This window comes from Shouchella rhizosphaerae (assembly GCF_900142675.1).
GTDB lineage: Bacteria > Bacillota > Bacilli > Bacillales > Bacillaceae_D > Shouchella > Shouchella rhizosphaerae.
The window spans coordinates 183581-209140 of sequence record NZ_FRBS01000002.1; the positions used below are offsets into that span (position 1 = coordinate 183581).

Annotated in this window: 23 protein-coding genes; 16 read left to right on the forward strand and 7 right to left on the reverse strand. The window is 46.3% G+C overall.

The annotated features are described in order from the left end of the window. Positions 1-97: 97 nt before the first annotated feature. Positions 98-2071: a methyl-accepting chemotaxis protein gene (locus tag BUC05_RS06955; RefSeq protein WP_035205823.1), complete on the forward strand. Its 1974-nt coding sequence runs from the start codon at positions 98-100 to the stop codon at positions 2069-2071. Positions 2072-2137: 66 nt separating this feature from the next. On the opposite strand, the gene BUC05_RS06960 is transcribed toward BUC05_RS06955, so the two are convergent. Next, positions 2138-3298 (reverse strand): GNAT family N-acetyltransferase, encoded by a 1161-nt coding sequence (locus BUC05_RS06960; protein WP_035205824.1) that lies wholly within the window; start codon positions 3296-3298, stop codon positions 2138-2140. Positions 3299-3420: 122 nt separating this feature from the next. Between BUC05_RS06960 and BUC05_RS06965 the strand changes: the two genes are divergently transcribed. The 6 genes from BUC05_RS06965 (at position 3421) to BUC05_RS06990 (ending at position 9906) form a co-directional block, all read left to right on the forward strand. Then, positions 3421-4794, forward strand: coding sequence for a dipeptidase (locus BUC05_RS06965; protein ID WP_011248797.1), 1374 nt, complete (start codon positions 3421-3423; stop codon positions 4792-4794). A 210-nt stretch (positions 4795-5004) separates the two neighbouring features. Further along, on the forward strand, positions 5005-5802 hold the full coding sequence (locus BUC05_RS06970) for a Cof-type HAD-IIB family hydrolase (protein WP_011248796.1): 798 nt from the start codon (positions 5005-5007) through the stop codon (positions 5800-5802). A 545-nt stretch (positions 5803-6347) separates the two neighbouring features. After that, positions 6348-7310, forward strand: coding sequence for a metal ABC transporter solute-binding protein, Zn/Mn family (locus BUC05_RS06975; protein ID WP_035205826.1), 963 nt, complete (start codon positions 6348-6350; stop codon positions 7308-7310). Between the two features lie 52 nt (positions 7311-7362). Further along, positions 7363-8118 carry a metal ABC transporter ATP-binding protein gene (locus BUC05_RS06980; RefSeq protein WP_063608955.1) on the forward strand — a complete coding sequence of 252 codons (756 nt, stop codon included), beginning with the start codon at positions 7363-7365 and terminating at the stop codon, positions 8116-8118. Then, positions 8096-9028, forward strand: coding sequence for a metal ABC transporter permease (locus BUC05_RS06985; protein ID WP_011248793.1), 933 nt, complete (start codon positions 8096-8098; stop codon positions 9026-9028). Before BUC05_RS06980 ends, BUC05_RS06985 begins: the two co-directional genes overlap by 23 nt. Further along, entirely contained in the window at positions 9028-9906 is an 879-nt protein-coding gene (locus tag BUC05_RS06990; protein WP_063608980.1) for a metal ABC transporter permease, read from the forward strand. The genes BUC05_RS06985 and BUC05_RS06990 overlap by 1 nt, the downstream gene beginning before the upstream one ends. 69 nt (positions 9907-9975) lie before the next feature. Here the strand turns inward: BUC05_RS06990 and BUC05_RS06995 are convergent, their stop codons facing one another. From BUC05_RS06995 to BUC05_RS07005, 3 genes are all read right to left on the reverse strand, one after another. Continuing rightward, positions 9976-10527: a YpiB family protein gene (locus BUC05_RS06995; RefSeq protein ID WP_011248791.1), complete on the reverse strand. Its 552-nt coding sequence runs from the start codon at positions 10525-10527 to the stop codon at positions 9976-9978. A 79-nt stretch (positions 10528-10606) separates the two neighbouring features. Beyond that, positions 10607-10951 carry a YflT domain-containing protein gene (locus tag BUC05_RS07000; RefSeq protein WP_011248790.1) on the reverse strand — a complete coding sequence of 115 codons (345 nt, stop codon included), beginning with the start codon at positions 10949-10951 and terminating at the stop codon, positions 10607-10609. 67 nt (positions 10952-11018) lie between these two features. After that, positions 11019-11303, reverse strand: a complete 285-nt coding sequence (locus BUC05_RS07005) for a DUF3817 domain-containing protein (RefSeq protein WP_035205829.1) — start codon at positions 11301-11303, stop codon at positions 11019-11021. Between the two features lie 270 nt (positions 11304-11573). On the opposite strand from BUC05_RS07005, the gene BUC05_RS07010 reads away from it, so the two are divergent. From BUC05_RS07010 to map, 5 genes are all read left to right on the forward strand, one after another. Further along, positions 11574-12776: a class I SAM-dependent rRNA methyltransferase gene (locus BUC05_RS07010; RefSeq protein ID WP_073304411.1), complete on the forward strand. Its 1203-nt coding sequence runs from the start codon at positions 11574-11576 to the stop codon at positions 12774-12776. 4 nt (positions 12777-12780) lie between these two features. Continuing rightward, positions 12781-14970, forward strand: coding sequence for a DNA topoisomerase III (locus BUC05_RS07015; RefSeq protein ID WP_011248787.1), 2190 nt, complete (start codon positions 12781-12783; stop codon positions 14968-14970). Between the two features lie 201 nt (positions 14971-15171). Beyond that, positions 15172-16512: an alkaline phosphatase gene (locus BUC05_RS07020; RefSeq protein WP_011248786.1), complete on the forward strand. Its 1341-nt coding sequence runs from the start codon at positions 15172-15174 to the stop codon at positions 16510-16512. A gap of 385 nt (positions 16513-16897) precedes the next feature. Then, a complete protein-coding gene (locus BUC05_RS07025) occupies positions 16898-17524 on the forward strand; it encodes a YdbC family protein (RefSeq protein WP_063608959.1) in 627 nt (208 codons plus the stop codon). A gap of 160 nt (positions 17525-17684) precedes the next feature. Further along, a complete protein-coding gene (gene map, locus BUC05_RS07030; RefSeq protein WP_011248784.1) occupies positions 17685-18428 on the forward strand; it encodes a type I methionyl aminopeptidase in 744 nt (247 codons plus the stop codon). Between the two features lie 187 nt (positions 18429-18615). On the opposite strand, the gene BUC05_RS07035 is transcribed toward map, so the two are convergent. Together BUC05_RS07035 and BUC05_RS07040 are read right to left on the reverse strand one after the other, a co-directional pair. Then, positions 18616-20073 (reverse strand): flotillin lipid rafts scaffold protein FloT, encoded by a 1458-nt coding sequence (locus tag BUC05_RS07035; RefSeq protein ID WP_011248783.1) that lies wholly within the window; start codon positions 20071-20073, stop codon positions 18616-18618. A gap of 13 nt (positions 20074-20086) precedes the next feature. Next, positions 20087-20605, reverse strand: coding sequence for an NfeD family membrane protein (locus BUC05_RS07040; protein WP_011248782.1), 519 nt, complete (start codon positions 20603-20605; stop codon positions 20087-20089). Positions 20606-20777: 172 nt separating this feature from the next. Here BUC05_RS07040 and BUC05_RS07045 point away from each other — a divergent pair, with 172 nt between their 5' ends. Next, positions 20778-21146: a hypothetical protein gene (locus BUC05_RS07045; RefSeq protein ID WP_073304413.1), complete on the forward strand. Its 369-nt coding sequence runs from the start codon at positions 20778-20780 to the stop codon at positions 21144-21146. Positions 21147-21198: 52 nt separating this feature from the next. On the opposite strand, the gene BUC05_RS07050 is transcribed toward BUC05_RS07045, so the two are convergent. Further along, positions 21199-22716, reverse strand: a complete 1518-nt coding sequence (locus tag BUC05_RS07050; protein WP_063608961.1) for an FAD-dependent oxidoreductase — start codon at positions 22714-22716, stop codon at positions 21199-21201. A 169-nt stretch (positions 22717-22885) separates the two neighbouring features. On the opposite strand from BUC05_RS07050, the gene BUC05_RS07055 reads away from it, so the two are divergent. The 3 genes from BUC05_RS07055 to BUC05_RS07065 all read left to right on the forward strand — a co-directional run bounded on the left by BUC05_RS07055 (position 22886) and on the right by BUC05_RS07065 (position 25552). Further along, positions 22886-23299 (forward strand): disulfide formation protein C, encoded by a 414-nt coding sequence (locus BUC05_RS07055; protein ID WP_073304414.1) that lies wholly within the window; start codon positions 22886-22888, stop codon positions 23297-23299. A gap of 15 nt (positions 23300-23314) precedes the next feature. Beyond that, on the forward strand, positions 23315-23782 hold the full coding sequence (locus BUC05_RS07060) for a thioredoxin family protein (protein WP_011248778.1): 468 nt from the start codon (positions 23315-23317) through the stop codon (positions 23780-23782). Positions 23783-24070: 288 nt separating this feature from the next. After that, entirely contained in the window at positions 24071-25552 is a 1482-nt protein-coding gene (locus BUC05_RS07065; RefSeq protein WP_073304416.1) for a degradosome RNA helicase CshA, read from the forward strand. The last annotated feature ends 8 nt before the right edge of the window (positions 25553-25560 follow it).

Here is a 25560-nt window from a genome sequence, read left to right on the forward strand (position 1 = left end):
AATTGCAGAAAAGATTGTCAAATTTTCTACAAATCTCTTTACTTTGCTTACGATTTTGCCGATGTAAAAGAAAAGGACGTAAAAGGCGAGGGAAGAGATGATCGGAAAAAAGACGCTTAACTTAAAATGGAAACTGTTTTTGGCTTTTGGCCTTTTTCTACTTATACCAAGCTTAGTCATCGGGTTATTTTCTTATTCGAGTACAAGGGACAATGTCGAAGAAACAATGCTTGAGCAAGCAAGCCATACGACAGACAATGTCCATGCATCGCTGCAACAATTTATGGAGCTGCAAACAGATAGCGTCCATTACGCGGGCCGTACAATTAATGTAAAGGAACTCTCAGATGAACAGCTTGAGCAACGCCTTGTTGATTTAACGAACATTAACGAAAATATTTTAGAAGTCTACTTAGTTGGACAGACAGGCGAAGCGGTTGCCTATAACAGCTCAACTGGATTTGGCCCAGAAGAAGGCCTCCAAGAATCGTCATGGTTTAAACAGGCGAATGCCAGGCAAGTCGAGGTGTCGATTAGCGAACCAATTTTGACAGTCGAAGGGGAAGAGGAGCACGTCGAAGTCATTATGGGCACGTTAACTGCTGACTCTACGAACGTTCTTGGTATTCGCATTAGCCTGAAAGAACTGACGGGTCAAGTCAATGCGGCAAAAATCGGCAGTACCGGCTATATGTATTTAGCCGACCAATTTGGGCGGATTGTCACACATCCGACTAGGGAAACAGGTGAATTTTTACCGGTTAACTTAATGCAGCAATTTGAAGACGAAAGCGGGCAATTCCAATCTGAGGAAGACGGCGTCGTACGGGAGCTGAATTACAACAAAATTAGCCCTACCGACTGGGTGTTAGTTGGGGCAATGTTGCCGAATGAGGCAAGCCAAACGGTTCAACCAATTTTGCAGACGATGCTAATTGTCATTGCAGCGACATTGGTGGTTGGGTGTGTCATCATTTACTTTGTCGTCCGGTCCGTCGTTGCGCCCCTTTCTGGATTGGCTAAAATGGCAAACGTGATCAAAAGCGGCAACTTAGGTGCGAAGTACGAAGGAAAGGCACTTGCCAATGACGAAATTGGCGCCCTTGCTGAGGCGTTTGACGATATGCGCAACTCACTTATTCTGACATTAAGCCATATTCAAGATAAAGCGACTTATTTGGCTTCTTCATCTGAAGAATTGCAAGCGAGCACTGAGCAAAATATGCAGGCAACGGAGCAAATCACACTCGCTGTCCAAGAGGTTTCTTCTGGGGTTGATGCCCAATCGTCCAGCATGGAACAGGGGCGGAAAGCAACCACTTCTGTGTCACAGGGCATCTCCGATATTGTTCTGTCTGCATCTAGCGTGCAAACAGCAGTTGACCAAGCGGCTGCAATGGTGGATAGTGGACAGAAAGGCGTGGAACGTAGCGTTTCGCAAATGAATGCCATTGATGCCCATGTGTCTGAACTTTCTAGCACAATTGAGTCGCTAGAACAGCAAGCGAAAACAATTGGCCAAGTGATTCGCTTAATTTCCGATATTTCCGAGCAAACGAACTTGCTCGCTTTAAACGCATCGATTGAAGCAGCACGAGCTGGCGAGCATGGCCGCGGTTTCGCGGTCGTTGCCGATGAAGTCAGAAAGCTGGCAGAACAAACAAACGAAGCTGCCCAAAACGTGCAGGAGCAAATACGCGGCATACAAACAGGGACGATGAGTGCTGGAAAAGCGATGCAAGCAGGCAAAGGCGAAGTGGCAAAAGGGGTCAAAGTCATTCAAGATGCAGGTGATTCCTTTACAGCTATCCAGTCACATATGGATGAAGTTCGTCAAAAAATCAATCAAGTTACAAATGAAGCGAAACAAATGTCTATTCAAACGGAACAGTTTATGCTTTCGTACGACAATATTTCCCAGGCGGCTGAAACGACGTCTGCTCATGTTCAAAACGTGTCAGCAGCGACTGAAGAGCAGCTTGCCTCAATGGAAGAAATTTTAAGTTCGACCACCAACCTGTCGGCGTTGGCTGAAGAACTGGAAGAAATGATTCAGCGATTTAAATGGTAACGACAACAGGGGTTGCCCCAAAAGTGCTTTGCAGCGATCTTTTGGGACAACCCCTGCTTTTTAGTCTTAAAAGAAGTCGACAAGAGCTGGCTGTTCACCGGGAATGAGGCGGAAAAAATCTTGTAGTGCTTTTTCGTCGCCGCGAATGAAGCCGGCATGCTTGAAAAAAGTGGGGCGTTTATAGCCAAGCATGAGCGCCGTCAGTGTTTGGATGTCCGTTTCAAATACCGGTTCATCGCCACCAACAGTAGTCGGTTGTGCTTTTCCATTTTTAACCGAGAATGCAAACAATCGATCGTTCCACTCTGCGACTGGGTCACTGATACGGAACACAAAGTCGCCTTGACCATTGGCAAGAAACGGGTAAGCTTGGAAAAACGGAGCGACATCAACAATGCGGGCCATAAAGTATGGAATCGTCTCAGCTTTTGTTTTTGCGTCTGGCAGAAAATACGACAAGCCTTCTGCTGCTGGCACCGTCAATTCAGCTGTGTCAGCCATGGAGTCGTGCTGGCCGATAAAGGCAAACAAAGCATTTAAGCCTTTTTGGTCGCCAAAGATTAGTTCTTCTGTTGTGAATTTCCGTTTTTGAATTGTATAGATCATATAGGCGCTCGGCTCTCCCGCCGCGTCTATGTACAAAACGGCTTTCTTTGCTTTATACGCTCCGTTTTGCAGATGGTCCCACCATTGTGGATCACGGACGAGCATCCCATGGCAGAGGCGCTTCTTGTAGACGGCACAGATTCTCGGATCAGATGGGTCGACCCGCTCTAACTTGCCATCAGCAATTGGCAAGGGCTTTGGCAGTTGCTTGGCATTTAGTGTATAGGTAGTTTTCTCACAAAGAATTTCCCAGCCGAATTTACGGTAAAAGCTCACCGAAAATGGCGCTAAATACGACAATAAGTGGCCTTCTGCGCGCATCGTTTGCAACGTGTGGCCAAGCAGTTGGCGCACATGGCCTTTGCGTCGTTGTTCAGGGTAGGAAGCAACGCCAGCAAGGCCACCCATTGGCATCGTTTTTCCGTGGATGTGGACAGCCAAAGGCAAAAGTGCTAGTTTTGAGAGGAGCTGGCCGTTCTCCGTGGCGCCGATGTTAATCGATCTGTCCCATGCTTTTTGGGCACGCTGGCGGTGGTCATCAGGGTTCTCAACTTGAAAAGCATAGCAGCTAAGCTGAAAAGCTTGCTCGAAATCTTTGTCAGTTAGTCTATGAATCGTCATAGTAAGCATCCCCCTAGGTTTTGCAGGCTATGTTAAGTTTAGCATGGCAGACGGAGAATGAAAGCGAAAAAATATGATACAATACGATGAAAAGAACTTAATCATAATGGGGTGTAGCGTGAATGGCAAGTTCAGTGATAGAACGGCTGCGTCAAGACCGCGCCGCGCATTTAGAAGAATTGAGTGCATTTTTAAAAATTCCAAGCATTAGCTCCATTTCCGAGCATAAGGAAGACATCCGTGCTGCAGCAGAATGGTTGAAGCAAGCGTTTCTTCAGGCAAAAATGGAGAAAGTGGAAATCATTGAAACGAAAAAGCATCCTATCGTTTATGCAGAGTGGCTTGATGCAGGGCCAGAGGCAAAAACGATATTGATTTATGGCCATTACGATGTTCAGCCAGTTGACCCTTTGCATTTATGGGAAACGGAACCGTTTGAGCCGACTGTTCGCGATGGCAAGCTTTATGCCCGTGGGGCTAGTGATGACAAGGGTCAAGTGTTCATGCATTTGAAAGCGGTGCAAACGATGCTTGAAGTAGAAGGGACGTTGCCGTTTAACGTCAAATTTTTAATTGAGGGCGAAGAAGAGATTGGTTCGCCTAATCTTGATGAATTTGTAGCGAACGAGAAAGAGCGTTTAGCTGCCGACGTGTTGCTTATTTCCGATACGACGATGCTTGAAGCAGGCAAACCGGCTATCTGTTCGGGGCTGCGTGGCATTGCTGCGTTAGAAATCCGCGTAAAAGGGGCAAAAGGCGACTTGCACTCTGGCCTGTATGGAGGCGCTGTACAAAATGCCTTGCATGCCCTTGTTCAATTGCTCGCTTCGATGCGCGATGAGAACGGAAAAATCACGATTGACGGCTTTTATGAAGGGATTGAAATCCCTTCTGCAGAAGAAATGGAAAGCATCAAGGCGTTAGGAAGCGGAGAAGAGGCGCTAAAAGAGGAGCTTGGTGTCAATGAACTGTTCGGAGAGAAAGGGTATACAGCCCGAGAGCGCACGTGGATTCGGCCGACGCTTGAATTAAACGGCGTCTATGGCGGTTTCCAAGGGGAAGGTGTCAAAACGGTGATTCCAGCGGAAGCAACCGCGAAAATCACATGCCGCTTAGTGCCGGGACAAGACCCAATTGACATATTGGAAAAAATCGAAGCCCATATTCAAGCGCATACGCCGCCTGGAGTGACAGTGACAACAGAACGTCATGATACAGGCAAGCCTTTTGTCGCTCCAGTGACAGACCCTGTATTTGCTGCATGTGCCCGTGCTTACGAGGAAGTCTACCAGACAGAAGTGGCGTACACGAGGATGGGTGGGTCCATTCCAGTAGTGGAGACATTTGATTCGCAACTTCATATTCCGATTGTCCTTATGGGATTCGGTTTGCCGAGCGAGAATTTCCATGCTCCAAATGAACATTTTCATCTCGAAAATTTTGATAAAGGGATGGAAACCATTGTCGCTTTTTGGAACCAATATGCAAATAGGTAAAGGAAAACGGATCGCCCTGTTCGTCGCCGGCCTGTCGACTACGTTTTGGACGCGTAACCAAAACGGTCGGGAGGCCTTTTCCTTTTATTCATCCATAATGGTGTAAGTTTGTAAAGTCAGCTCTAAGATTCGTTTGCATAGGCATCAAGCACGATTTATTTATAGTACACTAGATATAGAAAGCACTGTGAATGGAGGAGACATATTCGTATGGACCAACAAATAGGACCGCACATTCAGTTAATTGCCCTTGATATGGATGGGACACTGCTGGATGACAATCACGAAATTTCGGAAGGCAATCGTGAGGCGATTGCAGAAGCCCAGGAATTAGGTGTCCATGTTGTGTTGGCAACAGGCAGGACGTTAGCAAGTTGCGGGAAGTATGCCACATCGCTTGGGCTGAAGTCTTTCTTAGTGACCGCAAATGGCAGTGAAATTTATGACTGTGAAGGGAGTGTTTTTAATACGAGTTTGATGCCGCCAGAGGCGGTTGACCACATATACGAACTAACGGAGAAGCATGGCGTACATGTATGGGGCGCTTCAAGGAAATCGATATTCCGTGGCAAGTTGCCCGATGACAGGCATGGCCACGAGTGGCTAAAATTCGGGTTTGATACCGAAGATGATGAAGTGCGCAAAGCGATTATCGCTGAGCTCCAGCTGCGGGCCATCACAGAAATAACCAATTCAAGCCCAACCAATATCGAAATCAATGCCCTAGGCATTAACAAAGCGTTTGCGTTAAAGAAAGTATGCGACGACTTAGGCATTTCGTTGCAAAACGTCATGGCTGTTGGCGACAGTTTAAATGATATTGCTATGATTACTGAGGCAGGACTTGGAATCGCCATGGGCAATGCCCAGGAGGCTGTAAAGCGAAAAGCTGATTGGATTACAGCCACAAACACCAATGATGGCGTTGCCGCTGCTATTCAGCGCTGGGTCGTACTGCCGCAACAGAAGGAAAAGCGGAAAGCAGAGGAGAAATCAAGTTCCCATTAAACAACGATTGGGTGGCACCGAAGATCTCGATGTGACATATAAATAGGTTTTTGTCAGAGATAAGGAAAGCAGCGACTGTCTCTTGTCAGAACCAGTTTTAACTGGGAAACGAGCGAGATGTTCTTAAGAGGCGTTGTTCGTCCAGGTGCTGCAAAGCTTTTCGCATATTCGCTATGGCTTGGCATAGAGGAATTATTTATGGAGATAATGGATGGTTATAGAGTTGTCTAAGGCATTTATGAGTGGCCTTAAGACGGCTCTTTTTTTATTTAAGATGTGCCAGACTTGTGTATGTTGCTGCAGAAACCGTGTGAACTCTTTTTACTGGCAGGTATGATAACGCTGTACGAGACGCACGCTATGCAGAAGAACAGAAAAAGACGTCGGTTAGCTTGTTGCTTGTTGTGAATATTTTTTGTCTATGAGTCTTGACAAAGTTGGCATTGGTTATTAAAGTTGCATTAGAGAAACTTTATTGTGGACAGGAAAGTGTCCTGTATTTATGCATAAAGTAATGAATGGAGAATATATGGCTAAAGGGGGATATGTCATTGAATAAGAACATATGGGGAATAAGTTCAATAAGTGCAGCTGTTGTCTTGCTTGCTGCAACGGGGTGTTCAGATGGGGCAGGAGGAGAAGTCGAGCCAAGTGAGGACGACCCCATTCAAGTCGTCGCTACGATCGCCCAAATTGGCGAGCCATTAGAACGAATTGGCGGCGATTTTGTGGAAGTAAAAACGATTATGGGTCCTGGGGTAGACCCCCATTTATATGAGGCGTCGCAAAGTGATTTGCAAACGATTAGCAACGCCGATGTCATTTTTTATAATGGCCTTCATTTAGAAGCGCAAATGTCTGACGTATTTGCTAATGTGGATGTGCCGGCATTGGCGATTGGCGAAGAGGTGGCGGAAAGTGAATTGCTAGATGATGAAGAGGACGCTTCGGCGACAGACCCCCATATTTGGTTTGACGTAAACATGTGGCAACAGGCGATTGACGCGGCCGTTGAACAATTAAAAGAAATAGCGCCAAGCGAAGCCGATTATTTTGAACAAAACAAGCAAGATTATTTTGCCGAGCTAGATGAGCTATACACATTTTCGGTTGAGAAGTTAGGCGAAATTCCTGAAGAGCAGCGGATTTTAGTAACAGCCCATGATGCGTTCCAATATTTTGGGCGTATGAATAACATAGAAGTGGTCGGCTTGCAAGGTTTAAGCACAGAAGACGAGGTTGGCATTTCTGACATTCAATCAACGATTGATACAATTGTCGAAAAACAAGTGCCCGCTGTATTTGTTGAAAGCAGTGTCAATGATTCTTCGATACAGGCTGTGATTGAAGGCGCCGGAGAAGCTGGCGTTGACATTGAATTAGGAGGCACACTTTATTCTGATGCAATGGGAGAAGCAGGGACAGAGGAAGGCACATATATTGGGATGTACCGACACAATGTCGAAACCATTTATGATGCGCTTATGAATGGAGGCGGCCAAGACTAATTAAATGATGGCGGATTAGTGGCGGAGCGCACCAACAGGAGATGAACAGAACATGAATGTAATTGATGTCCGGCAGCTTAGCGCTGCTTACCGAAAAAATACGGTGTTGCAAAATGTCTCATTTGAAATCGCCCCAGGTACATTGACGGGCATTGTGGGGCCAAACGGAGCAGGAAAGTCGACGTTAATCAAAACGGTGCTCCAATTGCACCCTTACTTGTCAGGAGACGTAACTTTTTTCGGCGAACCCCTTAAAAAAGTAAAAACGCGGATTGGTTACGTTCCACAGCGAGGCTCAGTTGATTGGGACTTTCCGACAAACGCTCTAGATGTTGTCCTGATGGGGCTGTATGGCCGGATTGGCTGGCTGAAATGGCCGCAAAAAAAACATCGGGAACAAGCAATGCAAGCACTTGAAAAAGTCGGGATGACTGAGTACGCGAATCGGCAAATTAGCCAGCTGTCTGGCGGGCAGCAGCAACGTGTGTTTTTAGCGCGTGCCCTCGTTCAAGAGGCTGATCTCTATTTTATGGATGAGCCGCTTGCTGGAGTCGATGCTGCTACAGAGCGAGCAATCATGGCGATATTAAAAGAGTTGCGTAAAGAAGGAAAAACGGTTCTTGTCGTTCACCATGATTTACAGACAGTCGCTGATTATTTTGACCACGTGCTTTTTCTAAACAAGACGGTTATTGCCCATGGGCCGACGGAAGAAGTGTATACCGCTGCTAATATTGAAAAAACATACGGCGGCGCGATCCACTTCATGAAAGGGGATGGGCGCAATGTCAGTGCTATCATCCATTAACTTTCAATGGGTTCTCGTTAGTGCGGTTTTGCTCGGTGTTGCCTCAGGCATGTTCGGCACGCTAGCTTACTGGAAAAAACAAAGCTTAATGAGCGATGCATTGTCTCACGCAGCATTGCCAGGCGTTGTCATTGCCTTTATGATCATTCAGGAGAAACAATTGCTGTTTTTAATTGTCGGCGCCGCTTTAAGTGCCTTACTAGGCGCTTGGCTCATTTATGCGATCCGGTCTGCGACACGCATCAAGGAAGATGCGGCAATGGGCATTATTTTGTCCGTCTTTTTTGGCGGCGGGATTGTGTTGTTAACGATTGTTAACCGCACTGCTGGTGGCAACCAAAGCGGACTTGATACATTTATTTTTGGCCAGGCGGCGAGCATGGTGCGCCAAGATGTGTACACCATGGCGGCGCTGGCGGCAGCGGTGATTTTGCTAATTGTGATTGCCTTTAAAGAGTGGAAGCTCTATTTGTTTGATGCTGATTTTGCCAAAGGGCTGGGGCTGCCCGTACCTGTTATGAATGGGCTCTACGTGTTTGGCCTCGTTACGACGATTGTAATCGGCATACAAGCCGTCGGAGTGATTTTAATGGCTGCTCTTTTAATCATCCCTGCTGTTAGCGCCCGTTATTGGACCCATTCTTTTAAAGGGATGATGGTTCTCTCTGCTGTTTTTGGCGGTTTTTCTGGCGCGTTTGGCACGTTTATTAGCGCTCAAGGAGCGGGCTGGCCCACTGGCCCGTTCATTGTTCTTTCAGCAACAGCTTTTTTCCTCGTTTCCCTTGTATTTGGAAAAGAAAAAGGTTTGTTTACTGAACGAATCGAATTCAAAAAGCAGCAACGGGATGCACGGGCCCAACATGATGAGGAAGCAAAGCGGATTGCAGCAGAAGGGGGCGGGCAGCCATGATTTCTTATGAAGGGTGGATTCTCATAACTGGAGCCCTCGTTGGCATTACATGCGGCATCGTCGGCGCCTACTTAATTTTGCGGCGGATGGCGATGATGGCCGACGCGATCAGCCATACCGTTTTGCTTGGCATTGTTATCGCGTTTCTCATTACCCAAAGCTTAGAAGGCGTTCATATGCTCATTGGCGCGATTGGCGCAGGGATATTAACCACATTTCTCGTTCAATGGTTCCATTCCAAAGGGGTCGAACATGACGCTTCCATTGGCGTGGTGTTTACGTCGCTATTCGCTCTTGGCGTCATTTTAATATCAACGGCTGTAGGCAATGTCCACCTTGATATTAAGCATGCCTTAATGGGAGAAATCGCTTTTATTCCTTGGAATCGATTGACGCTCTTTGGCTTTGAGATCCCTGTGGCTACGGCCACGTTGCTGCTTGTGTTGGCGATCGTTTTGTTTTTTGTGCTCGCTTTCTACAAAGAATGGAAAATCACCTCTTTTGATCCAGCATTGGCCGTAAGCCTCGGTTTTCCTGTCATGTTGCTTCACTACCTATTTATGACGCTTGTCTCGATTACGACGGTCGCTTCGTTTGATGCCGTTGGGGCCATTATGGTTGTCGCTATGCTCATTACACCGGCTGCTTCTGCCTATTTATGGACCAACCGTTTATCGATTATGCTCGTTTTAAGTGCGGGCTTTGGTGCGTTGTCGGCTATTCTTGGCTATTATGTCGCCCTATGGCTAGATAGTTCGATTTCAGGGTCGATGGCGTTAATGACCGGTGCTGTGTTTCTTGTTAGTTTTATTTGTTCCCCATCGCATGGACTTGTCTCAAGATGGGTCCGGCCTGAGGAGACAACGAAAGCACAATAATAGAAGGAAGCCCAAGCCTTTTTGGACAATGAGGTCTGGGCTTTTTTGTGTTTTTAGGCGAAAAGCCTGTTAGGAGGGGCGTTGGTGGTTTTCCTGCAGTTGTCGGAGCTTCCGCGTCAATCGGGCAAACTCTTCATGATTGCGTTCATCGAGTGCTTTATCGATGGCTGCGCGGAGGCGATTGATTTGATTAGCTTCTGATACGTAGTCGAGAAACTGTTTCGTTTCCTGCTCATACATTTGAAATTGTTTATATGTTTTGTAAGGGCGGGATAGGGGTGTATCAAGCAACTGTCGATAAAGGTGGTTTAAATTCCTTCCATAAAAATGGACAATTAAATAAAAGGGAGCAGATGGGTTTGTGACGATGTCGTCCCACGCTTTTGCGACACTTTCTGTCTTTTTTGCTCCATAGTAGTACACAAATCCAGGCTCATCCGATTGAGTGCTGGCAACGATGAGCGTACGTGCCCTAGGAAGTCGTTTTTCAGTAAAATACAAATGTTGTAGCAAGTGGGGTGTTGATTTGATGTGGAGAAGCAAATCTCGTGCATCGCGATGCTTCAAATGGTGCTTGTTCAGAAACCATTCTAAAAATTGTTTTTTCAGTTGATCGCTCAAGGCACGCTCCTCCTTTTTCTGTTATGGGTATGTTTATGTAAAAAACCGCCCTCCATGCAGAGGACGGCCTTTTAAGGGCTTAAAAAGTAAACTGGGCGTCTTGATTGGTCACAGCGACAATCACTTTGCCTTGATCAAGACGTTCTTCCAACTGTTCAGCTTCATCTGCAGTAAAGCCAATTTCTTCAAATTTGGCCCGAAGCTCATCGCCCTTACTCCGGAACGTGTTTTTAAGAGCAGTGCCTAACCCAGTCTCAGCTGCACTGATTTTGTTAGCGTCGGCATTATCGGCCACACGCTCTGTCCGGTCGTCGTCGTGAGTGATGACATAAATGTCGTCTTCAGATACGTTCTTCGCTTTTAGGGCATTGACTGCTTGGACAACTTCTTCATCATTGAAAAACTCTTTATAAACAGGTTTCATATTGTATCGCCTCCCTGTTTTTTGCTTACCCCGCTCTTGAAATCTTAAAACGTAGGAAAGCAAAAATCTATAAAGCTGGAGGACGCTGTTGTTTTAAAATGCGGCTATCAAACACAAACGGACCGAATGGAATCACGGAGGCGATGCTTGCCAACAGCGCGGTTTTAAAAGACCAAGCGCGGCTGAAAAAATAGGAAGCCACAAACAGCATATAAACAATAAACAAAACGCCATGTGCCATTCCGACAATGCTTACCGCTTCAGGAATATCAGCAAAATATTTAAGGGGCATTGCCACAAACAGCAATAGCAGCAACGAAATGCCTTCTATATAACTAATCCATTTGAACATACGTGCCCTCCTTACTCTTTCCTTTAGTATAACAGCAAGCTGGGCAGTGATGTAGCGTAGAACGAGAAAACATGCCATTTTTTGAAAAATGGTCAATTTTTAAGAGGAGGCGTTGTTCCGTTAGCAAGATTAGTGTCCGCCGAAAGGAAGAGCGCTTCCTTCCATTGACCGGCCTTAACGGAAGTCGACAAAACCAATCAGACAGAAGCCTTCCCTCTCAAACAGCTTATCGATTTTGTCTATGGTATACTACTTAAAAGAGGTGAGCAAATGAAAGCCTACGAGCAAACCGTTACGGTTAGTGATAAAGTAGCTGTTCGATTAAAAAAGGGACACCCCCTTTTCCATAAAGATGATTTTCACTTGCCTGCTGACGTCCGCGAGGGGACGATTCTTCGCGTTACAGATAGTGGCGGCCGTTTTTTGGCCCGTGGCTATTACGGAAAACAGAATGTCGGCCAAGGCTGGGTGCTTTCCACTAACAAAGGTGAGTCCATTGACGCCCGCTTTTTTAAGGGGAAAATTGAAACAGCTTTAAACAAACGGGCTGGGCTTTTTGTCAATGAAGAGACAACCGCATTCCGTGTTTTAAATGGGGAAGGAGACGGAGTCGGCGGACTTACAATTGACTATTATGAAGGGTTTTTTTTGGTAACGTGGTACAGCAAAGGCATGTATTCATTTCGCAGCCAAGTTCTTGAGGCGCTTACTGCGTGTACGGCCTACAAAGGCATCTATGAGAAGAAACGTTTTGCTAGTGAAGGCCAATATGTCGAAGATGACGATTTCGTTTGTGGAGAGCGCGGTCAGTTCCCATTGCTTGTTAAAGAAAATGGCATGTATTTCGCTGTTTATTTAAATGACGGACCGATGACGGGTATTTTTCTCGATCAACGCCACGTAAGAAAACAGATTCGTGACCAATACGCGCCTGGAGCGCGAATGTTAAACCTTTTTTCCTATACGGGTGCTTTTTCTGTTGCCGCTGCGCTTGGCGGGGCAGCTAACACAACAAGCGTTGATCTTGCCAACAGGAGCCGTTCGAAAACAGAAGAACAATTTTTAATTAATGGCATTGCTGTTGAAGACCAGCACATTGTTGTTATGGACGCATTTCGCTATCTATCCTATGCTGAAAAAAATCGGCTTGAGTTTGATCTGGTAGTCCTTGATCCGCCTAGCTTTGCCCGTTCGAAAAAACGGACATTCAGCGCGGCAAAAGACTACACGCTTTTGTTGGAGAAGGCGCTATCGGTAACAGCGCCAAACGGTATTATTGTGGCCTCGACCAATGCCGCCAACGTTGAACGGAGGCGTTTTAAACAATTTGTAGACCAGGCATGCACAGCCAAAAACTGCAGCTATGAACTGCTTGAAGAACATCGGCTTCCAGAGGATTTTGCCACTTCGCCGGCCTATCCTCAAGGACAATACTTAAAAGTGCTCATCATCAGAATAACGGGCAAGGAGTGATTGAATGAAGAAAAAAGCAGTATTAGCCGAAAAGCCGTCTGTAGCCCGGGACATTGCCAGGGTTCTTGGATGCAATCAAAAAGGAAACGGTTATTTGGAAGGAAACGGCTATATTATCACATGGGCGCTTGGCCATTTAGTAACACACGCAGATCCTGAGCATTACGGCAAGCAGTATAAAACTTGGAAACTAGAAGAACTGCCGATGTTGCCAAAACGCCTTGAGCTTGTCGTGATCAAACAAACAGCGAAACAGTTCCATGCTGTTAAGCACGTATTAAACCGCCAAGATGTAGGAGAAGTTGTAATAGCAACTGATGCTGGACGCGAAGGGGAGCTCGTCGCCCGCTGGATTTTGGAGAAAGCCCATGTCAAAAAACCTGTAAAACGATTATGGATTTCGTCCGTTACGGATAAAGCCATTAAAGATGGATTTAAACAACTGAAAGACGGCAAACGCTACGAAACGTTATATGCCGCAGCAGCAGCAAGAGCCGAGGCAGATTGGTACGTCGGAATTAACGGAACAAGAGCATTGACGACGAAGCATAACGCCCAGCTGTCCTGCGGCCGTGTGCAGACGCCTACACTTGCCATTCTTGCCGACCGGGAGGAAGCAATCCGCAAGTTTGTGCCAAAACCGTACCACACCATTTCGGTCGAAACGAAAGACGGTGTTACATTCCGTTGGGCGGACAGGCGCTCAAAAGAGGAACGGATTTTTGACGACAAGCGGGCAAAAACGCTGCAAGAAAAGCTGCAGCAGTCTGCCATTGTCATTGATTCTGTCAACGCAAAAACGAAGCGGACGCCTCCACCGCCTCTTTACGACTTAACGGAATTGCAGCGCGAGGCAAACAAGCGCTTTGGCTATTCGGCTAAAGAAACGCTTGCTGCTTTGCAACGTTTGTATGAACAACATAAAGCGGTTACGTATCCGCGCACAGATTCACGCTATCTTTCTTCTGATCTTGTCGAAACGTTGAAAGAACGTCTCCACGCTGTTGATGTCCAGCCTTTCCGCAAAATGGTAGCTAACGCCAAAAAACAAGGGCTTGCCAATGCAAAACGGCAAATGGTCAACGATGCAAAAGTGTCAGACCACCATGCGCTCATTCCAACGGAACAACCTCAGAGCGCAAGCGCCATGAGCGACAAGGAAGCAAAGCTGTATCACTTGATTGTGCGCCGTTTTCTGGCAAACTTTTTCCCGCCAAGTGAGTCAGAGTTAACGTCAGTAGAAGCGACGGCAAACGGAGAGCTGCTTCGGGCCAAAGGCGAACGCCTTGTGTCTGCTGGCTGGCGTGGGCAGGAAACAGGTGAAGAAGACGAAGCGTTGGCCCGTTTGTTGCCAGCTATGAGCAAAGGCGATAAAAAGGCTGTTAAATGGGTAGGCATGACACAAGGCAAAACTAGCCCACCGCCACGTTTTAATGAGGGTACGTTATTAGCGGCAATGGAAAAACCTGCCCAGCATATGGAAGCGAAAGACGAGACAATTAAAAAGACGCTTGCACAAGCTGGGGGAATTGGGACAGTAGCGACGCGGGCCGATATTATTGAAAAGCTTTTCTCTAGCTTCTACATTGAAAAGAAAGGCAAAGATTTATATATCACTTCAAAAGGCAAACAGCTGCTTGAGCTTGTTCCGGCTGAATTGAAATCGCCAGCACTTACGGCAGAATGGGAGCAACGGCTCGAAAAGATCGTCCAAGGCAAAGAACAAAAACAAATGTTTATTGCAGAAATGAAAGAATACGCCAAAGCCGTTGTCGCCCAAGTAAAAGCCGACACCGCCACTTTCCGCCACGACAACAAAACAGGTGAAAAATGCCCTGAATGCGGCAAATTTCTCCTTGAAGTAAACGGCAAAAAAGGAAAAATGCGCGTATGCCAAGACCGGGAATGCGGTTATCGGAAAAACATTGCAATGACCACAAATGCACGCTGTCCAAAATGCAAAAAGAAACTAGAACTTCGCGGTGAAGGCGAAGGCCAAGTGTTTGCGTGTGTTTGCGGCCATCGCGAGAAAAAGGCGCAATTTGAACAACGACGTAAACAAAACAAACATAAAAACGTATCAAAACGAGAAGTGCAGAGCTATATGAAGAAGCAAAACAAGCAAGACCAGTTTGCGAATTCAGCGCTTGCCGACCAGCTTGCTAAGCTAGGCCTTAAAGGCGACGACTCGTGATTTGATAGGGCAATAAACCCGCATGCAGCCGAGAAAAGCATGTGGGTTTTGTTGTACTTCTATTTTTACATAGTTGAACCACTGCCTCGCCTCTCTTTAGCCAATCTTTACGAATGTTAACGGTTTATTTGCGGTTGCTTTACATCGGCCCTTTATACTTACAAATGGAGATCATTTTTACCCTAATGGGAGGCGAAAAGCATGAAACGTTCAAAGAAATTGGCAGTGGCAGGGCTGGTTGGGATCGTGTGTCTTGGAGCGACCTACACGGCGGCATTTGCATCAGACAGTGGGGAAGTAGGAGAAGAAGGCAATCAGCCTAGCAGTGGACAAGCCAAAAATGTCATCTTTTTAATTCCTGATGGCTTTTCGCAAGGCTATACAAACAATTACCGTTTATACAAGGAAGATGGCGAGCCTATTTGGGACGAACGCAACATGCTGCGCGCCTTCGTGCAAACGCACTCGGCAAATGCAGAAGTGACCGATTCCGCTGCAGCAGGCACAGCTTTAGCAACCGGGGAAAAAACGAATAATGGCATGATCGGCGTAACTCCTGCTGGACAAACATTGCCGACAATTCTCGACTCAGCGAAAGAAAACGGCAAGCGCACAGGACTTGTGGCTACATCAACGATTACACACGCGACGCCTGCCGCTTTTGCTGTTAGCGTAGAGTCACGGAACAGTTATACAGAAATCGCCTCACAAATGGTCGCAAACGATCATATCGATTTAATGCTTGGTGGTGGCCGGACAGAGTTTGTGCCTGAAGACCAAGGCGGTATTCGCGAAGATGGCGTCGATTTAATAAGCGAAGCAGAAGAAAAAGGGTTTGCATTTGTAGAGACAGCGCGGCAATTAGCGAACTGGAATGGTGAAGAAGACCGCTTGCTTGGCTTGTTTGCTGAAGAAGCACTGTCGCCGGCAGCTAATAAACGGACGGACGAGCCTAGTTTAGGGGAGATGACTGAAAAAGCAATTGAATTCTTGTCAAAAGAGGACAATGGGTTTTTCTTAATGGTAGAAGGCAGCCAAATTGACTGGGCTGGACACGCCAATGACGCCTATTACGCCATGACAGATACGGCCGCTTTTGAAGAAGCAGTCGAAGCAGCGGTCGATTTTGCCGATGAGAATGGCGAGACGCTTGTCGTCATGGTCGGCGATCATGATACAGGGGGGATGGCCGTTCACGCATCAGAAGAAGGGGATCCGTCTAAGCTTCATGGTGTCTCTGCTCTAGGGAGCGACATGGCTGCAGAAGTCGAACGGAATTATAGCAACTTAAAAGAAGTGCTTGAAACGTACACCAATTTTGAATGGACAGAAGAAGAATTGGATCAACTGAAAGAAAGCGACTCACTGGAATTAGCGATCAATACGGCCATCAGCGAAAAAGCAGGCGTAGCCTGGTCATCGTTAGATCATACAGGCATTGACGTGCCACTGTACGCTTACGGCGCCGGGGCAGAACGGTTTACCGGCACGATCGACAACACTGAAGTCCCGAAAATCATGAAAGCAGCGCTGGGGATTTAAACCAGTTGATTTTCAAGCCGGGAAAGAACGTCCTATAGTATAGAAAAAGGATTTAAGGAAGAAGGGGCCTTGTAGCTGCTTCTTCCTACAATGATTGTCTCTTCGTTGTTCATAAAAAAACCTAAAATGTTCTGGGGTTTATTTCTATCTCATGTTTATACATCGTGTTAAAAATAGATATAACTATCTTTCTCTGATCAAAATTCCCTCTCAAGTTTCGCCTCCTCGCTGGATCCATTTTCTCTTTCCTAAGTACACCGGTTCGTATAAATCGGGAGTACTGCCACTCTTACTGTAACGGATCCTTATGGCTTAGTTAAATAAGAGATTGTATAAAGGTACATCGTTCTTCTATAATCAGTAGAATGTATTGGAGGGATGATGGGTGTTTATTAAACACATTACATGTAAAGTGAAAAAAGAAAAGAAAGACGTTTTTTCTAATGGTCAAGCTAAATGGGGTTATCTAAAAGGATTGGAAGGCTTTGTAGGTCAAATTGGAGGGTGGAGTGATAAACAAGAAAATACTGTCTATATCTTTTCTTTATGGCAAGACAAGAAAGATTATCTACACTTTATGAAGAACGAACATGACAAGGTTGCGTTCCTTACTGGCCAGGAAGGAAGTATTTCTTCTATACATATAGAATTATTTGAGGAGAAATTTGGTATATGTGAAGGCAATATCAATGATTTTATTAATGGAAATTATATTCGTTTTGCCAACTGTGATGTTAGGGAAAATAGAATGGCTCACTTTGAAGAGATGCAAATAAAAGTTTGGAATAAAAACATGGCTCAAGAAGAAGGAATGCTAGGTGGTTATTTTGCTAAAAATACATTAAGTAAAAGATACCTCGTGTTAACAGGGTGGATTGATAAAAAGGCCCATACGAAGTATTTACAAAACACGTTTAATAGATTGATAAACGAAAGTGACGTAAATGCTGATGTATCGACTATGTATGGCGATCAATTTTTAGTAGAAAAATCTTGGCTGTTTATGAAATAGTTAAATATTCATATAGCAGCACCGCTGCAGCCAGTGTCTTGTTGCGATTGCTTTACGCCAGCCAAGGACCGATAAATACACTCTCAGAGGGACACAAGGCTTCTTTTCGAGTATACTGGAAGTAAATTTGAGTTGAAAGACAGATACTGGAGGTTAAAACGTGTCCATCGAATCAGAACACGATCTCATCGCTTTACAGAAGATTGGCCGTATCGTGGCAATGGCCCGTGAAGAGATGCTATCCTCTGTCCAGGCTGGAATTACAACGGCAGAGCTTGACGGCATCGGCAAAAGGGTGTTGGATGAGCATGGAGCTGTCTCCGCGCCTTATATTACCTACGGTTTTCCGGGAACAACGTGTATCTCTGTAAATGAGGTAGCTGCCCATGGCATCCCAGGCCCTCGGGTGCTGAAGGAAGGGGACGTCGTTAATATTGATGTGTCGGCGGAGCTGGGCGGGTATTATGCTGACACCGGGGCAACGACAGTGGTAGGATCTCGCTCGCCGCACAAGGAAAAGCTATGTCAGAGCTCGCTTCGTGCGCTGCACCAAGGGCTTAAGAAGGCTAAGGCGGGTGCGAGGATCAGCGGCATCGGACGGGCGATTCACAACGAAGCCCGCAAAGGTGGCTTCACCGTGATCCGTAATTTGGCCGGGCACGGCATTGGCCGCAAGTTGCATGAGATGCCAGACAGCATTTTGAATTATTATGATCCACGAGACAGCAGGTTGCTCACGAACGGGCTCGTGCTCGCAGTGGAAACTTTTGTATCGGATGGGGCGGAATTTGTAGACGAGGGCGCTGACGGTTGGGGGCTGCTGCTGCCAGAGCATCATTATGCTGCACAGTTTGAGCACACGATTGTCATTACCAAAGATAAGCCGCTTATTTTAACAGCGTAACGTTATTTTCGAGCTTAATCATTTGGAAAAACGGTTGTCCTTAAGAAAGGGCGGCTGTTTTTTTACGAAAAGGCCAATAAATTCTCATCACTAAAAAGCTTGCCGGGCATCTCGCGTCGGCAAGCTTTCGTGGTTGCTTTTTATGGTGCGTAAATCCCTAAAGCATTTAAACCAATGGAAGGAGTGTTTATTTCTTCGATAAATTTTCAACTAGCTCTTTTACGTCAATTCCGCTAGACGCTTTTAAGGACTCTTGCAAGCCAGCCATTAAGTCGGTCGCGTAGCCAGTTACTTTGTTAGCGCCGCTCCCTTGGCCGCCTGCGCCGGTATCGACAACGGTAATCTTATCGATGTTCGCGAGCGGTGCTGCTACTTCGCGAGCATAATCAGGGAGCATTTCGATTAACATGCTAAGTTTAGCGGCTTCTCCGTATTTTTCAAACGCTTCGGCAATTTTTTCTTTTGCTTCCGCTTCTGCCAGCCCTTTAAGACGAATGACTTCAGCTTCAGCTTCCCCACGTGCTCGTTCGGCTTCCGCTTCTGCCAGCCCGTCAACACGGACCCGCTCCGCTTCCGCTTTCGCCATTGCTTCAACACGGTATTTGTCTGCATCTGCTTCGGCAAGTTGTTTGCTTTTTTGCGCGGCAGCCGCTTGCTCGACGGAATAACGGTCGGCGTCTGCTTTTTTCTTGACTTCAGCGTCATACTGCCGTTCGCGGCGGGCAATTTCTCTTTCTTCAAGCTCGATTTGCTTTTGCCGCTCAATGATTTGAATTTGCATTTGCTGTTCCGTTACTTCCTGCTTTGAACGGGCTTCTTGCAAATGGTAGGCTTGGTCCGCTTGCGCTTTTGCCTGTTCTTGCTCGCTGCGGTACGCAGCTACTTTCAATTGGTTGTTCTTTTCCGCCTCAGCAATTTCAGTGGCACGTTCAATCTCGGAACGCTGCGCCTCCATATTGGCATTTGCCTGGCGAATGCGTGTTTCTTTATCGGCTTCAGCCGTGGCGATGTCTGCATCACGCTTCACTTGGGCGATGCGCGGTTTCCCGAGTGATTCTAAGTAGCCGTTGGTATCACGTAAATCTTTGATTGTAAATGATACAATGACAAGTCCCATTTTGGCCAGGTCTTGAGAAGCAACTTTTTGCACTTCTTGTGAAAACCGTTCGCGGTTTTTATAAATTTCTTCGACAGTCATCGAACCTAGAATGGAGCGAAGATGCCCTTCTAGTACTTCTTTTGCTTCTTGTTCCCGGTCATCCCGAGTTTTGCCGAGGAACTGTTCTGCCGCAGTCGCAATTTCGCCAATGGAGCCGCCAATTTTAATGATGGCGGTACCGTCGGCAATGACAGGCACGCCTTGTTCGGTATAAACTTCTGGTGTTTGTACGTCGAGTTTGCTCGACAAGAGTGAAAGTGGTTTTGCTTGCTGGAATACAGGCATGACAAAGGTTCCGCCGCCTCTGACAATTTTAATGCGGTTCCCAGCCTCATCCATGTTCACATTTTTGCCGCCAAGGTAGCTGCCTGTGACAATCAATGCTTCATCTGGGCCTGCTGTTCTGTAGCGAGTTACGAACACGCCGACAAGCACAGCAAGAATAACAAGGACAATTCCAATAATAATCATGATTTCTACTGCCATTATATACCTCCAATTAATCAAGTAATGGATCTGTCAATTCGGAGACGTAAGCGATATTGTTTTCGATTTTCATAATGACCGCCGTCGCCCCAGCGGAAATCGGTTTCCCGTCCATGCTTGTGGCCGTTTTGGCAATGGTGCCGCTGTCGAGGCGAACGACGATTTCGCCGAAGCCTTCCGCAGGGATCGAGAGAATGATTTCGCCGTATTCCCCTTCTAGATCTTCCTCGCTGTATGCCGTCGATTCCTCCGTATGCTGTAGCGGAGTTAAAATAAATAAGTTAAATAAAATGGCAAGCATAGAGGCGACGACTAGACTAATGCCTGCGCTAACCACGCTGGATAAGGGCGAAAACTTTTCCAGTAAGTACGCACTTGCACTAAAAAAACTGATGGCAGATAGCACAAATGCTGGTGAAAGCCAACTGTCAAAAATGGCAATACTATCAAAAACATCTGAAAGCAAGACATAAATGATCGTTACACCTCCGCTTACAAGCAAAACCGTCAGATACAGCGTATCTAGCTCCATGAGCTGCCCTCCTTTCTATTCTTTATTTATCATGATATACGAAGTTCTTTTGGAAAAGGTTTCAGTTTTAAATCAGTGAACCGCTCTCTAATAAAGCATAGTTCCTATACCTTGTTCATATACTGAAATGTATGTTTTCGGATTTATTCCCATGCGGGCAGGTGAGGGAACGATGCCAGAAATGGATGAGAAAGCAAGAGAAGAGGAAGCAAGGCGTTCAGAAGAAATGATCCAATTTGCTGAAGATCTGATTTACTACGCTGCGATTATCGGCGGAATTGCGACGGCGATGGACCTTGTTGGTTTAACAATAGCACGAGAGGAAGCACGAAGAGCAGAGGCCGCAGCTGAGGAGGAAGTCGATACGGCGTTTCCGCAACAGCCACCAGTCGGTTTTACTGAGTCTGGAAATCGGAGAGACGGCCAAAACGGCGGAGGAAACCCTTCTAGTATGCAAAAGAAAGTTGAAAATATGGAGCGTGAAATGAAACAATTGCAGTGGCAAATGAAGCGGATCGAAAGCATGCTCCATCGCCGCTAAAGGATGAAGAACGTAAAAAAGCCATTTAAGGGAGGACTCCCTTAAATGGCTTCTATTCTTTTTTTCCAAGCGGTTTTTTGGCTGGGCCTTCAATGACATCGCCTGTATAAGAAAAACGTGAGCCATGGCATGGACAATCCCACGTATTGTCTGCGTGATTCCAATTTACTTCACAGCCCATGTGGGTACAGGTTGTATCGACGAGGTGGAGTGTCCCGTCTTTATCGCGATAGGCGCCTACTCGCTCGCCGTCTTTGTCAATTACGGCTCCCTCTCCAGCTTCAAGCTCCTCAACATGTTCAATATCCTGATGTAGTTTTCCGCGAAGCAAATGTTTGGCCACGTCTGCATTCTCTTTTAAAAAGAAACGAATGCTTGGGTCGGCATGGAACCGAGAGGGCTTGAATAATTGGCTGTATAAGCTGTTGCCATCCACAATTAAATCGCACAAAACATGTGCGGCCACAGCTGAATTGGTCATGCCCCATTTCCTGAACCCAGTGGCAACAAGTACGTCCGGTTGGAGGGCGGACAATTGGCCAATATAAGGGAGCTTGTCAAGTGTAATCAAGTCTTGTGTCGCCCATTGATCTTCTTGTGTAAACCCTTCTAATGTCTCGGTGGCGAATTGTTTAACTGCCTCGTAATGTTTGAGCGCATTCATTCCTTGTCCTGCTTTATGCCCCTCTCCGCCAACCAAAATCATTTCTTCGCCGTTTATCGTAGCGCTGCGGAGAGAACGGCTTGTTTGGTCTACACTTAAATACATGCCGCCAGGCCAAGGTTTTGCGTATGTGCCAGCAACGACATAGGATCGGTCTGCCCGCAAGCGTGTCATGTACAAGCCGCCGCCATCTGCAAAGGGGAAGTGTGTTGCCGCGACCACTTTTTTAGCTGTTGCTTTCGCGCCGCCCCTCGTTTGAATGGCCGGGCGTTTATCATTGCCTTGAACAACTTTTTCACAAACGGTATTTTCGTAAATCAGTCCGCCTTTTTCGGCTATTTTTTGGCATAAGTAAGCCAAATATTGGAGCGGATGAAATCGTGCTTGACCTTTTAATCTCAGAGCTGCGCGGATTTCCAAATCAATAGGCAGCGACGTGAGCCACTCTCCTGGAATGCCGAGTTGTTTATAGGCTTCTAGTTCCCGCTTGAGTTTATGTTCTCCATGGTGGGTTGTTGCATAAAGGTAGTGGTCTTCATCTTGAAAATCACACTCGATGTTTTGGTTGGTGACGAGATTGCGCATCCAGCTTATCGCTTCGTCTTGCGCTTTGTAATAAAGCTTTGTTTGTTCTTCGCCGATATGGCTCAAAAATTCGTGGTAAATCACATCATGTTGGGCTGTGATCTTTGCGGTTGTGTGCCCAGTCGTGCCACCGCCAATTTTAGTTGCATCAAGTACAGCGACCTTTTTGCCTGCTTCTGTTAGTAAATAAGCGGTCGTAATGCCAGTCAAACCGCCACCAGCAATGGCGACATCCACTTCGATGTCCTCTTGTAAAGCGGGGAAGTTAGGAAAATCTACTTTTTGCCAAACAGACCCTAAATTTAATTGTTGTTCACTCATCTTTTCGTCCTCCATTTTCTTGTCTGTTATCACTATGGTCATGTTTCCCAGATTTTATGAGGAAAAAGGGCTATTTTTAGTTTTGCGAAATTCGCCATTTGCAACCTGGGCCTGTCTGAGCTACTCTTTAAGAAAAGAAATAGAAAGTGAGTTTGAGAAAGGAGACACTGTGAAAAAACAAGTTGAGAACGGGCTTTTATTTGCATGGGTGACAGCTTTAGTTGCAACGCTTGGCTCATTGTATTTCTCAGAAATTCGCCAGTTTGAACCTTGTGCTCTTTGCTGGTATCAACGAATTTTGATGTACCCGCTAGTTGTCCTTTTGGCGATTGGCATCATTCGCAAAGATTCAACTGCAGCGATTTATTCAGCTGTTCTTGCCTGCATTGGCTTCTGCATATCCGCTTATCATTATTCAATTCAGAAACTTCCCGTGCAAGAAGGCAATGTGTTAGGGTGCGGGGCTGTCCCTTGTACAGGAGAATATATTAATTGGCTTGGCTTTATAACGATTCCTTTTCTTGCTGGAATTGCATTCTTAATGATTTTTTTAACAAGTATGTATATCATTCGAAACCGCTAGGAGTGAGACAGACGTATGAAGAAGTTACTGATTATTGGCGCAGGCGTACTAGCGCTGTTCATTGTTCTTATCATTATTCAAACTGTTAATAACAACAACCGTTTAGCAAATAACGACCTTTACGATAAAGATGACTTAAATGCGGCCACAATTGACCAGCTGAACGATGAAAATTACCAAAACATTATTATGCCTGATGCGTTGGCAGAAAAACTTGAAGCGGGAGAAGACGCAGTTGTTTACTTTTTCTCTCCTACTTGCCAGTATTGCAAGAAAGCGACGCCAAAACTAATGGATGTGGCAGGAGAAGAAGACATCTATATTGACCAATTCAATGTGCTAGAGTACGATGATTCTGCTTATGGCATTGAATACACGCCGACGCTTATTTATTTTGAAGACGGCAAAGAAGTTGACCGGATTGTCGGCGACCATACGAAAGACGAGTTCCGTACTTTTCTCGAAACGACAAAAGCGCAGTAGCATGTGATCAAATCGATCTTTTTGGGGGGCAATCGATCAAGCCGCCCTTCTTGTTGTCTTTTATTCGCTCTTGCATCCATATTCTGTTTATGGTATGATATTTCTTTGAGAACAACGGAGCGCCTTTTGTGCGGTATGCGCTTAGCGATAGTGCGTCTATGTAAGAAAGCAATTGATCATAAGGCTGTCTCGATGTTGAAAGCGAGCCTAGCGACTGGCTTTTTGCATCCAGGCAGCCTTTTCTAAGTACGAAAGGCGTTCAATCTATATATAGGGAGTTTTTATCACTTGGCAAATTTTGAACAATTTGGCTTGGATGCTTCTGTCGTCCAAGCAGTAACGAATATCGGCTTTACGGAAGCCACGCCAATCCAACAAGAGACGATTGAGCTCGTACTCGCAGGCAAAGATGTGATTGGCCAAGCCCAGACAGGCACTGGCAAAACAGGTGCGTTTGGCATTCCATTAGTCAATCGCATTGACCCAAGCAATCCTCTTGTCCAAGGTCTTGTATTGGCGCCAACGAGGGAGCTAGCCAACCAAGTTGAGCAGGCATTGCGTCAATTTGGACGTGTCAAAGGAGTACGCACAACCGTTGTATACGGCGGTGAAGACTTTGGCAAACAAATCCGCTCCTTGAAACAGCGCCCGCACATTATTGTTGCTACGCCAGGGCGTTTGCTTGACCATATGCGTCGTAAAACAATCCGCCTTGAGTCGATTGAAACGGTCGTATTGGATGAAGCGGACGAAATGTTGAACATGGGTTTTATTGAGGACATTGAAACGATTTTGGCAGAGACACCTCAAGAAACACGGCAAACATTGCTTTTTTCAGCAACAATGCCAAAGCGGATGGAGTCACTAGCCAGCAAGTTTATGAAAAACCCAACACGGATAGCTGTGAAAGCAAAAGAAGTGACAATGGAAAACATTGCCCAGCAGTTTATTGAAGTCCATGAACGGGAAAAATTTGATGTGCTCTGCCGCCTAATTGATCTAGAGACGCCTGATCTTTCCATTGTGTTCGGACGGACTAAACGGCGCGTCGATGAGCTAGCGGAAGCTCTTATTAAACGAGGTTACCGGGCTGAAGGCTTGCATGGCGATTTAAACCAAGCGAAACGTAACAGCGTCTTGCGCAAATTTAAAGAAGGTTTAATCGATGTCCTCGTTGCTACCGACGTTGCAGCACGTGGCCTTGATATTAGCGGCGTTACACACGTCTTTAACTTTGATTTGCCTCAAGATCCAGAAAGCTACGTCCATCGTATCGGTCGTACTGGACGAGCGGGCCGTTCTGGCATTGCGATTACGCTTGCAACAAAACCAGAACGTGAGCACGTCAAATTGATTGAAAGTGTCTCGAAAAGACGGATGACTCAGCGGCCGAAGCCGACATATGAGGAAGCGCTTGAAGGTCAAAAACAGTCAACTTTAAACGAACTTCGTGAATTGGCTGCAAAGGGCGAGCAAGACAGCTACCGAGTAGCAGCCAAAGAACTGCTCCAAGAAACAGATGCAGTCACGGCCTTGGCGGCGGCGTTGAAATTGCTGACAAAAGAGCCAGACCAAACGCCTGTGAAACTCACAAGCGAAGCGCCACTGCGTACGAAAAAGCGCCACGGAAATGGGGGCCGTGATGGCCGCCGTCATAATGATCGCGATCGTCGCCCTTGGGGGCAAAAACGGGGCCGCGACGGACGGCGAGGCGGTCATCAACGGAAGTGGGCTTCATCGAACGGCAAGGCAGGCAAGCGTTTATCGTAAGTGCATAA